9 protein-coding genes and 1 tRNA gene are annotated in these 10,329 nt (G+C 60.3%); 6 read left to right on the top strand and 4 right to left on the bottom strand.

The window, feature by feature from the left end; genetic code table 11:
• The first annotated feature begins 43 nt into the window (after nt 1-43).
• The 6 genes from petA (at nt 44) to HY836_RS02710 (ending at nt 4,412) form a co-directional block, all read left to right on the top strand.
• Entirely contained in the window at nt 44-643 is a 600-nt protein-coding gene (petA, locus tag HY836_RS02735) for a ubiquinol-cytochrome c reductase iron-sulfur subunit (protein WP_290673333.1), read from the top strand.
• 13 nt (nt 644-656) lie between these two features.
• Nucleotides 657-2,060, top strand: a complete 1,404-nt coding sequence (locus HY836_RS02730) for a cytochrome bc complex cytochrome b subunit (RefSeq protein ID WP_290673331.1) — start codon at nt 657-659, stop codon at nt 2,058-2,060.
• 30 nt (nt 2,061-2,090) lie between these two features.
• Nucleotides 2,091-2,867 (top strand): cytochrome c1, encoded by a 777-nt coding sequence (locus tag HY836_RS02725; RefSeq protein ID WP_290673329.1) that lies wholly within the window; start codon nt 2,091-2,093, stop codon nt 2,865-2,867.
• 132 nt (nt 2,868-2,999) lie between these two features.
• The gene (locus HY836_RS02720) at nt 3,000-3,614 is read left to right on the top strand and encodes a glutathione S-transferase N-terminal domain-containing protein (RefSeq protein ID WP_290673327.1); all 615 of its coding nucleotides are present in this window, start codon (nt 3,000-3,002) and stop codon (nt 3,612-3,614) included.
• Between the two features lie 28 nt (nt 3,615-3,642).
• Nucleotides 3,643-4,272 (top strand): ClpXP protease specificity-enhancing factor, encoded by a 630-nt coding sequence (locus tag HY836_RS02715; protein WP_290673325.1) that lies wholly within the window; start codon nt 3,643-3,645, stop codon nt 4,270-4,272.
• 64 nt (nt 4,273-4,336) lie between these two features.
• Nucleotides 4,337-4,412: transfer RNA gene (locus HY836_RS02710), tRNA-Thr, on the top strand.
• Between the two features lie 61 nt (nt 4,413-4,473).
• Here the strand turns inward: HY836_RS02710 and HY836_RS02705 are convergent.
• From HY836_RS02705 to HY836_RS02690, 4 genes are all read right to left on the bottom strand, one after another.
• Nucleotides 4,474-4,818: a hypothetical protein gene (locus HY836_RS02705; RefSeq protein ID WP_290673323.1), complete on the bottom strand. Its 345-nt coding sequence runs from the start codon at nt 4,816-4,818 to the stop codon at nt 4,474-4,476.
• A 156-nt stretch (nt 4,819-4,974) separates the two neighbouring features.
• On the bottom strand, nt 4,975-6,378 hold the full coding sequence (locus tag HY836_RS02700) for a TolC family outer membrane protein (protein WP_290673321.1): 1,404 nt from the start codon (nt 6,376-6,378) through the stop codon (nt 4,975-4,977).
• A 31-nt stretch (nt 6,379-6,409) separates the two neighbouring features.
• A complete protein-coding gene (locus HY836_RS02695) occupies nt 6,410-7,063 on the bottom strand; it encodes a protein-L-isoaspartate O-methyltransferase (RefSeq protein WP_290673319.1) in 654 nt (217 codons plus the stop codon).
• A 79-nt stretch (nt 7,064-7,142) separates the two neighbouring features.
• On the bottom strand, nt 7,143-10,307 hold the full coding sequence (locus tag HY836_RS02690) for an efflux RND transporter permease subunit (protein WP_290673317.1): 3,165 nt from the start codon (nt 10,305-10,307) through the stop codon (nt 7,143-7,145).
• Between the last annotated feature and the right edge of the window lie 22 nt (nt 10,308-10,329).

Below are 10,329 nucleotides of genomic sequence, written 5' to 3'. Positions count from 1 at the left end.
TCTCATCGTCCCATCAGTCCTCTATAAGTCCAAAAGGATACCCATGAGCAATCAGCCAGTGGATCAAAGCCGTCGGACCTGGGTGACCATGGCCTGCGCCGCCGGTGGCGTGGGCGGCGTGGCCACCGCCATCCCCTTCGTTTCGACTTTCCAACCTTCAGAACGTGCTCGCGCAGCTGGTGCTGCCGTTGAGGCTGATATCAGCGCCCTCAAGTCGGGCGAGATGATGACGGTTGAATGGCGCGGCAAACCCGTGTGGATCATCAAGCGCACGCCCGAGCAGGTCGCCGGTCTGGCCAAGATCGATGGTCAACTGGCCGACCCCAAGTCCGAGCGCAAGCCAGCCGAGCTGACACCCGAGTACGCGCGCAACGAGCACCGTTCGATCAAGCCTGAAGTGCTGGTCGCCGTGGGTATCTGCACCCATCTGGGCTGCTCTCCGACGTCCAAATTCCAATCCGGCCCTCAGGCTTCGCTGCCCGATGACTGGCCAGGTGGTTTCCTCTGCCCTTGCCACGGCTCGACCTTCGACCTGGCAGGCCGCGTGTTCAAGAACAAGCCGGCTCCAGATAATCTGGAGATTCCGCCCCACATGTATCTGTCTGAGACCAAGCTGCTGATTGGCGAAGACAAGAAGGCCTGACAGGAGAGACGCAATGGCTGAAATGAAGCAGGCGCCCGCAGGCGCAACGGCCGGCGAAAAGTTGATGACATGGGTGGATAACCGGTTCCCGGCCACCAAGATGTACAACGAGCACGTCGGCGAGTACTACGCACCGAAGAATTTCAACTTCTGGTATTTCTTTGGTTCGCTGGCCATGTTGGTGCTGGTGATCCAGATCGTGACCGGCATTTTCCTGGTCATGAACTACAAGCCTGATGCGGCCACGGCTTTCGCCTCGGTCGAATACATCATGCGTGACGTGCCATGGGGCTGGTTGATCCGCTACATGCACTCCACGGGCGCTTCCGCGTTCTTTGTGGTGGTCTACCTCCACATGTACCGCGGCCTGATCTACGGTTCGTATCGCACCCCGCGTGAACTGGTCTGGATCTTCGGTTGCCTGATCTTCCTGTGCCTGATGGCTGAAGCCTTCATGGGTTATCTGCTCCCATGGGGCCAGATGTCCTACTGGGGCGCCCAGGTGATCATCAACCTGTTCGCCGCGATCCCCTTCGTCGGTCCTGACCTGGCCATCCTGATCCGCGGCGACTACGTCGTGGGCGATGCCACCCTGAACCGCTTCTTCTCGCTGCACGTGATTGCCGTGCCCCTGGTCCTGCTGGGCCTGGTGGTGGCGCACATCATCGCGCTGCACGAAGTGGGTTCGAACAACCCCGACGGTGTGGAAATCAAGCAAGGTCCGAAGGATGCCAAGGGCAACCCGTTGGACGGCGTGCCTTTCCACCCTTACTACACGGTGCACGACATCCTGGGCGTGGGCGGTTTCCTGATCTGCTTTACGGCCGTGATCTTCTTCATGCCCGAGTTTGGCGGTTACTTCCTGGAGTACAACAACTTCATCCCCGCTGATCCGTTCAAGACGCCTCCGCACATCGCGCCGGTCTGGTACTTCACGCCGTTCTATTCGATGCTGCGTGCCACCACCGACCAGATGGTCACCGTGCTGGCCATCATCATCGGCGCGGCTGCCGTGCTGAACCTGATCAAGGGCAAGGGCACCGGTCAGACCAAGATCGCTGGTCTGGTTGTGGCTGCTGTCGTGGTCGGTCTGTTGAAGACGTTCGAAGCCAAGTTCTGGGGCGTGGCCGTGATGGGTGGCGCTGTGGTGATCCTGGCTGGTCTGCCCTGGTTCGACAAGAGCCCGGTCAAGTCCATCCGCTATCGTCCGGGCTGGCACAAGATGGTGTATGGCATCTTCGTGATCAACTTCTGCATCCTGGGTTACCTGGGCGTGGAGCCGCCGTCTGATATCGGCAACCTGGTCTCGCAAGTCGGCACACTGCTGTACTTCGGTTTCTTCGTGCTGATGCCTTGGTGGAGCCAGGCAGGTACCTTCAAGCAAGTGCCTGACCGTGTGACTTTCAAGCCTCACTGATCACACAGAACATCGAAGCAGGAAACTCCTATGAAAAAAATCCTAGCCTCCTTGCTGGCTGCGTTGTTGGCAACATCGGCCTTGATGTCGGGTGCCCACGCCAATACCGCGCTGGTGCTCGACAAGTTCCCTAAAGAGCGTGTGACGGATCTGGCCGCACTGCAAAACGGTGCCAAGCTGTTCGTCAACTACTGCCTCAACTGTCACGCTGCCGCCTTCATGCGTTTCAACCGCCTGAAGGACATCGGTCTGACCGAGCAACAGATCAAGGACAACTTGCTCTTCCCGACCGACAAGGTTGGTGAGGTCATGAAGGTCTCCCTGGATCCGAAAGATGCCAAGGAATGGTTCGGAGCTGTGCCGCCTGACCTGACCCTGGTGGCTCGTTCGCGTGCCAGCGGCAGCGGCACGGGTGCCGATTACCTCTACACCTATCTGCGCAGCTTCTACCGTGATGACACGCGTCCGACCGGCTGGAACAACATGGTCTTCCCCAACGTCGGCATGCCGCACGTGCTGTGGGAACTGCAGGGCCAGCAAGCTGCCAAGTTTGTGACGCATGCTGATCCACACAATCCAGCGAAGGTTGAACACAAGTTCGAAGGCTATGAAGCCATCACCAAGGGCACCTTGTCTCCCCAGGAGTACGACAGTGCCGTGGCTGACCTTGTGGCCTATCTGCAATGGATGGCAGAGCCCATGCAAAATCAGCGCAAACAACTGGGTGTTGGTGTGTTGATTTTCCTGGCGATCTTCACCTTCATCGCCTGGCGTCTGAATGCCGCGTACTGGAAAGACGTGAAGTGATTCAGGCGCACTCGCTGACTTGTCAGTGAGCGCTTGGTGGCGCAGTGGCCTGCTGCAAAGCGGTCACTGCGCTTCGTTGTTTTGTGGTGTCGAACACCACGAGCCTTTTTAGAACTATAGGAGCCCACCGCCATGATGGTGCTTTACTCCGGAACGACCTGCCCTTATTCGCATCGTTGCCGTTTTGTGTTGTTTGAAAAGGGCATGGATTTTGAAATCCGTGACGTCGACGTCTTCGCCAAGCCGGAAGACATCGCCCTGATGAACCCGTACAACGAGGTGCCCATCCTTGTTGAGCGTGATCTGATCCTGTACGAGTCGCACATCATCAACGAGTACATTGATGAGCGTTTCCCGCATCCGCAACTGATGCCTGGTGACCCTGTCGCCCGTGCACGCGTTCGCTTGTTCTTGCTGAACTTCGAGAAGGAGTTGTTTGCTCACGTGAACCTGCTTGAGGGGCGTGGTGGCATCAAGGGTAATGACAAGCAATTGGAAAAGGCACGTTCGCAAATCCGCGATCGACTGACCCAACTCGCTCCGATTTTCCTGAAGAACAAGTACATGCTGGGCGATGACTTCTCCATGCTGGACGTGGCGATTGCCCCTCTGCTGTGGCGCCTGGATTACTACGGTATCGAGCTGTCGAAGAATGCCCTGCCGCTGTTGAAGTATGCTGAGCGCATCTTCTCGCGTCCGGCCTACATCGAAGCCCTGACGCCGTCTGAAAAAGTGATGCGCAAGTAAGTGATCCGATTCCGGTCTGAAGAGCAGCATGTCCACTGAACAAGATTCACAGGGTTCCTCCACCCGGCCGTACCTGATCCGTGCCTTGCACGACTGGTGCACCGACAATGGGTTCACACCCTATCTGGCTGTTTATGTGGACCGTTCCGTTCAGGTGCCGCAGGAATACGTCAAGAACAACGAGATCGTGCTCAATGTCAGCTTCGAGGCCACAAGCCAGTTGCAGTTGGGTAATGACTACATCGAGTTCAAGGCACGTTTCGGCGGCATGGCGCGGGACATCTGTGTACCCATCGATCACGTGATTGCCATCTATGCCCGTGAGAACGGGCAGGGCATGGCCTTCCCTGTGCCGACATCCTTGGGTGGTGAAGGTGTGGATTCACCTTCCTCGCCTGATGACGGCAGCGACGTGGCGGTCTTGCATGCAACCCTGCCTGCGGATCACCCTGTCGAGCGCGGGCCTTCACTGAAGCTGGCCCGAGCTGGAAAAGGTGAAGGCAGGGACGTGTCTAGCAGCACAACACCCAAGGATCGCCCCAAGGCGGTCAAGCCTGTTGAGGTGGAGTCCGTGCCCAAGCCAGTTGATGGTGGTGATGAGCCGAATGATCCCCCCCCAACAGGTGGTGGTCGACCAGCTCTTCGTCGCATCAAATAAGGCGAATTCCCGTAGTAGAATATCTGCTTCTGATCTTTGCAGTCTTTGACTTCAGGGATCTGATGCCGGCTTAGCTCAGTTGGTAGAGCAACCGCCTTGTAAGCGGTAGGTCGTCAGTTCGAATCCGACAGCCGGCACCAAATTTAAAAGCCTGCAACTCTCATGGGTTGCAGGCTTTTGTCATTTGCACGTTCTCAAGGCTTATCGGGCGTGGTCTGTGCTTGGGCACTGATAGGCCTTGCCGCTCAAGGTGGTGGTGTCATAACCCACGCTGGCTTTGTCCCACACCACGTGGGTGGCGCCCATGGCATCGGCCTGTCTCAGCAGGTTCTGTTTGATGTTGTCGACGCCCTTGGGCGCGAAGAAGCCTGTCAGGCCGGAGCTGCTGCTCAAGGTATCCAGAAGCTTGCAGCCCACCACCATGTCCGCGTTGCCGTCGATCACGTGCCCGGCATAACGCTCATGATGCTGCGGCGTGCTGCTGCAGGCCGCCAGGGTGGCGAGCAAGGTCGCGCAGGTGAGAGCGCTCAGGCGCATGGATGTCATGTGGTCTCCTATCGAATCGGGTCTGGTTGTTTTCAATGTAGCGCATGCCCCTGGCGCTTCATAGCATTTCGGCTTGCGCCAGCACAAGAACAAAGGCCCGCACGTGGCGGGCCTGCTGAAAGGGCGTTGGCGTAGCTGGTGCCAACAGGTGCTGGTTTATTGCGCAACCAGCTTGTTGAGGTCAACCAGATCGTCGGCCTTCAGTGTGCCGGCGGCCTGTTTGAGCAGGATGGAGCTGACGATCACGTCGTAGCGAGCTTTGTAGAGGTCCTTCTGGGTGGAGGTCAACTGGGTCTGGGCATCCAGCACATCCTTGTTGATTCGCACGCCAACACGGTAGCCCAGTTGCGTGGCTTCGAGTGCCAGTTTGGCCGAGGCCTCTGCCGCCTCGTAGGCCTTGACTTGAGCAAGGCCAGATTGCACGCTGGAGAAAGCCTGGCGTGTTTTCAACGCGACGCCGCGTTTGGCATTGTCCACGTCACGCTCGGCCTTGTCGGACAGCGCCAGCACTTCCTTGACGCGATTCTGGACGGCGCCACCAGCGTACAGCGGCATGTTCAGTTCGATGCCGATCGATGCAGTCGAGCCGGATCCGGCTGACACGGTGGAGGAGTTGGAGTCGATCTTGCTGCGCGTCAGGTTGGCCACCGCATCCAGCGTGGGCCAGTTGCCCGCCTTGGCTTTGTCGATTTCGAGCTTGGCCACCTTCAGGCCCACTTCTGCCTTGCGCACAGCGGGGGCATTGGATGTCTGGGCAACCCAGTCGTCCATCTGGCCTGGCGCCAAAGCGTCGAGCTTGGCCGGCGTCAGCAGTGGGCTGGGCGTCACATCGGTGCGACCCACCAGCTGATCCAGTGCGATGCGCTTGACGCGCAAATCGTTGGTGGCGGCGATTTCCTGCGCCGAGGCCAGATCGAATCGGGCCTGGGCTTCACGTGTGTCGGTGATGGTGGCATTGCCGACTTCAAAATTGCGCTTGGCGGACGCCAGTTGCTCGGCCAGGGCCTTCTTGTTGGCTTGGGTGGTGTTGAGCACATCTTGAGCAGCCAGCACGTCAAAGTAACCCTGCGTTAGCCGGGCGGCCAGATCGTTTTCGGCGATGCTCAGGTCGGCCTGGGCCGCAACGAGCGACAACTCGGCCTGATCCACCTTGGCGGAATCAGCCCGGTTGATCAGTGGCATTTTGCCGGCCAACGACGCCGTTTTATTTGTGGTGCTGGCATTGGCTGTTTGGCCTGCCATGGCTAACGACGGTGGTACCTCTGCATCACCCTCGAAGCGACTGCGGGTTATGGAGCCCTTCAAGCCCAGGCTGGGCCGCAGTAGCGCGTAAGACTGCTCCACCTGATACTGCACCGACTCCGCCTGCGCCTTGGCCGACAGATAAGCCGCGTCATAGCCCTTGGCCGCCTGATACAGGTCCACCAGATTTTCAGCTTGCGCATGTGTCCAGCCCGCCAGGCTCAGAATGGCCGCAGAGCAGGCCATGGCGAGCGCGCGCCTTTGGGCTGCAGTACGTTGGCCAGTAAGCGACAGGGCCGTTTTGACGGACTTGGACATCATGATTCCTCAATCAAATGGGTATGGTTCTTCAGAACTGGAACCGGCTGGGCTCGGTGAAACCGGCCAGTCGGGGCGCGATGGTGTCAAACAGCACCTGGCTGCTGAACTGCGCGTCGTTCACACGGGTGTAGAGCGTGGCCTGCATGATGGGCTCCTGCCCAACGATGGCCAGCAGGCGGCCGCCGGTCTTGAGCTGGTCCAGCAGGCTCTGGGGAACCTGGGCCACCGAGCCAGTCAGCAAAATGGCGTCGTACGGGGCCTGGCCGGGGAAACCGGCGTTGCCATCAGCCTGCACCACTTCCGCGTTGTTCACGGCGGCGTTGCGCAAGTTTGTGCGTGCCACCGTTGCCAGGGCTGCATCGGCTTCCAGCGCAATCACGCGCTGCGCCTTGTGGGCCAGCAGGGCCGCGACGTAGCCGGTGGCGGCGCCGATCAGCAGCACGGTGTCGCGCTTGCTCAGGTTCAGATCCTGGACCATGCGGGCTTCAACACGGGGAGCCAGCAGGGAGCGGCCCTGACCCAGCGGAATCTCCAGGTCCATGAAGGCCTGGGCGCGGTGGTCGGCGGGGATGAAATCTTCGCGACGAACGGCAGACAGCAGGGCCAGCACCGAGGTGTCCAGGACATCCCAGGGGCGGATCTGTTGCTCGATCATGTTGAAACGGGCTTGTTCGACGTTCATGCTGGGCATCCTACGGGAGACGGTAAGGGAAAGTAATCCGGATAAAACATAGATTTTAAGAAGAGCAGCCGGGTTTGCCTCAATGCGACAGTGACTTGTCCGAATTAAAGCGATTTTTTACCCACATGCTGAAATCGTCCAGGAAGGTGTAGATCACGGGTACCACCACCAGGGTCAGCAGGGATGAGGCGATGACCCCACCGATCACGGCCTGGCCCATGGGGGCGCGTTGTTCGGAGCCCTCCGTGAGGGCAAAGGCCAGTGGCACCATGCCGAACACCATGGCCAGCGTGGTCATGAGAATAGGGCGCAGGCGCACACGGGCGGCCAGCAACAACGCTTCTCGTCGGGGCAAGGGCTCGGTGTGGTCGGTCTCACCGCTGTGACCCAGACGCGCCCGGTTGGCGAAATCGACCAGCAGGATGGCGTTCTTGGTGACCAGGCCCATCAGCATGATGATGCCGATGACGGAGAACATGTTCAGCGTGGAGCCGAACACGAGCAAAGTCACGACCACGCCGATCAGGGTCAGTGGCAGAGAACTCATCAGGGCAATGGGCTGCAGGAAGCTGCGGAACTGCGAGGCCAGGATCATGTAGATGAAGATCACGGCCAGGCCCAGTGCGGATGCGGCATAGGCAAAGGCTTCCTTCATGTCCTTGGTCGAGCCACCGAAGCGATAGTGGTAGTTCGCGGGCCAAGGCGTCTTGTCGAGGATGGCCTTGATGTCGGCCGAGACCTCGCCCATGGAGCGGCCCGTCACGTTGGCGGTGATCTCCACCTCGCGGTTGAGGTCGCGGCGGTTGATCTGGGTGGGGCCAATGCCTTCGATGACGTCGGCCACCTGGTGCAGTTTGACGATGCGGGGGCGGCCCTGTGCATCGGTGCCGGCCACGAGGGGCAGGTTGCGCAGGTCTTCGGCGGTGCGGCGATCTTGCGGACGCAGGGACACGCGGATGTCGTAGTTCTGCTCGTCGGAGGCCAGCCAGCTACCTACCGTCTTGCCTTCCACCAGAACGGACAAGGCATTGCTGATGGCCTCCACATTGAGACCTAGATCAGCTGCGGCATCGCGGCGCACGCGGATGTCCAGCGTGGGCTTGTTGGGCTTGAGGCTGGTGTCCAGGTCTACCAGGCCAGGCACCTTGCTCAGCTTGCGCATTGTTTCCTGAGACAGCTTGCCGAGTTCGGCCAGGCTGGTACCCTGGATGGAGAGCTGAATGGGCTTTTGGCCGCCCACCGAATCCAGCAGGCCGACGTGGGTGATGGTGATGTCAGGCAACTGGCTCAAGGCCTGTCTCAAGGGAGCAGAGAGCTGGTCCACACTGCGTTGGCGTTGATGCCGGTCCTTCAGGCGCACGTAGACGCTGACCTGGTTGCGCCCCAATGAAAAGCCCGTGTTGATGGTGGACAGCGTGTAGCTGACCTCGGGCATCTGGCGGATCAGTGCCTCGACATCGTGTGTGCGCGTTTCGGTGGCTTCCAGCGAGGTGCCAGCCGGCGTATAGAAGCTGACGAAGGTCTCGGAGTAATCGGCCTTGGGCACGAACTCGGTGCCCATCAAGGGCATCAAGGCCAGGCTGCCGACCAGGCTGCCAGCTGCGAGCAGCATGGTCCACCAGGGGTGTTCCAGCGCCCACGCGAGCAGGTGCTGGTAGGCCTCGCCCAGCGAATCGGCCCAGCGCTCCACGGCACCGGTCAGGCGGCCGATGCTGCGGTCGTACCACGAGCGTGATGCGGCGGCATCACCCTGGCGGTGAATCGCCGGGTCATGCCAGACGCTTGACAGCATCGGGTCCAGTGTGAAGCTCACGAACATCGAGATCATCACGGCGGCCACGATGGTGATGCCGAACTCGTGGAAGAACTTGCCGATGATGCCGCCCATGAAACCGATTGGCAGGAACACCGCCACGATGGACAAGGTGGTGGCCAGCACGGCCAGGCCGATCTCCCTGGTGCCGTCCATGGAAGCGTCGAGCGCCGATTTGCCCATCTGCACATGGCGCACGATGTTCTCGCGCACCACGATGGCATCGTCGATCAGCAGGCCCACGCACAGGCTCAGGGCCATCAGCGTGATCATGTTGATGGAAAAGCCGAAGGCATACATGAACAGGAAGGTGCCGATGATGGAGATGGGCAGCGTGAGGCCGGTGATGACGGTCGAGCGCCAGGAGTTCAGGAACAGGAACACGATGCCCACGGTCAGCAGCGCGCCTTCAATCAGCGTTTCGCGCACGGTGGACACGCTCACGGCGATGGGGCGGCTGTTGTCGCGGATGATGTCGACCTTCATGCCCGGTGGCAGTTCCTTTTCCACCTGCGTGATCACCTCGCGCAGGCCCTTGGCCACATCCAGCGTGTTCTCGCCCTGGGCCTTGAGGACTTCCAGCGCGAGCGTGCGCTTGCCGTTGTACAGGGCCAGTGTTTCCAGCTCCTGCGGGCCGTCGATCACATCGGCAACCTGGCTGAGGCGGATGGGTTGGTTGGCGCGCGTGGTGATGATCAGGCGCTCGAAATCACGCACGGTCTTCAGGCGTGCGTCGACCTGCACGACGCGGTCTTGCTCCTTCGTGCGCACGCTGCCGGCCGGCTGGTCCTGATTTTCCAGGCGCACGGCATTGGCCACCTGTTCGGCACGCAGGCCGAGCGCCTGCAGCGCTTGCGGCTTGAGATAGACGTTGATCTGGCGCTTGAGGGCGCCCACCAGGTTGACCGAGCCCACGCCGCGCACGTTTTCCAGTCGCTTGCGCAGGATCTGGTCGGCGTAGGTGCTCAGCGCCTGCTCGCTTTGCGATGAATCTGGCGAGGTCAAGGCCAGCGAGAAGATCGGGCGGTTGGCCGGGTCAAAGCGCAGGACGCGCGGTTCCTTCACTTCATCGCGCAGGGTGGGGCGGATGGCCGAGAGCTTTTCGCGCACGTCATCAGCGGCGCGGCGGCCATCGACATCCAGATTGAATTGCACGATGACGACCGAGCTGCCTTCATAGGAGCGCGAGTACAACTGGTTGATGCCCGCCACCGTGTTGACGGCTTCTTCGACCTTGCGGGTGACTTCGGATTCGATGATCTCGGGTGAGGCGCCGGGGTAGTCCAGCTGGATGGCCAGCGTGGGCAGTTCGATGTCGGGGAACTGATCGACCTTGAGGCGCTGATAAGAAAACAGACCGAGCACGACCAGGGCCAGCATGACCATGGTGGCCAGCACCGGGTTGTTGATGGACAGGCGGGTGAACCACATGCGGTGCGTTTCCTGGCAGGTG

It is taken from the genome of Aquabacterium sp., from assembly GCF_016234775.1.
In the GTDB taxonomy this organism is placed as follows: Bacteria; Pseudomonadota; Gammaproteobacteria; order Burkholderiales; family Burkholderiaceae_C; genus Aquabacterium.
Note: the sequence above shows the minus strand (reverse complement) of the source record. Positions and strands in the feature narration are given on the sequence as shown.

Coding starts and splice junctions, on each gene's coding strand:
- HY836_RS02725 (WP_290673329.1), top strand. CDS start 2,091: ATGAAAAAAATCCTAGCCTCCTTGCTGGCTGCGTTGTTGGCAACATCG.
- HY836_RS02730 (WP_290673331.1), top strand. CDS start 657: ATGGCTGAAATGAAGCAGGCGCCCGCAGGCGCAACGGCCGGCGAAAAG.
- HY836_RS02690 (WP_290673317.1), bottom strand. CDS start 10,307: ATGTGGTTCACCCGCCTGTCCATCAACAACCCGGTGCTGGCCACCATG.
- HY836_RS02720 (WP_290673327.1), top strand. CDS start 3,000: ATGATGGTGCTTTACTCCGGAACGACCTGCCCTTATTCGCATCGTTGC.
- HY836_RS02700 (WP_290673321.1), bottom strand. CDS start 6,378: ATGTCCAAGTCCGTCAAAACGGCCCTGTCGCTTACTGGCCAACGTACT.
- HY836_RS02695 (WP_290673319.1), bottom strand. CDS start 7,063: ATGAACGTCGAACAAGCCCGTTTCAACATGATCGAGCAACAGATCCGC.
- petA (WP_290673333.1), top strand. CDS start 44: ATGAGCAATCAGCCAGTGGATCAAAGCCGTCGGACCTGGGTGACCATG.
- HY836_RS02715 (WP_290673325.1), top strand. CDS start 3,643: ATGTCCACTGAACAAGATTCACAGGGTTCCTCCACCCGGCCGTACCTG.
- HY836_RS02705 (WP_290673323.1), bottom strand. CDS start 4,818: ATGACATCCATGCGCCTGAGCGCTCTCACCTGCGCGACCTTGCTCGCC.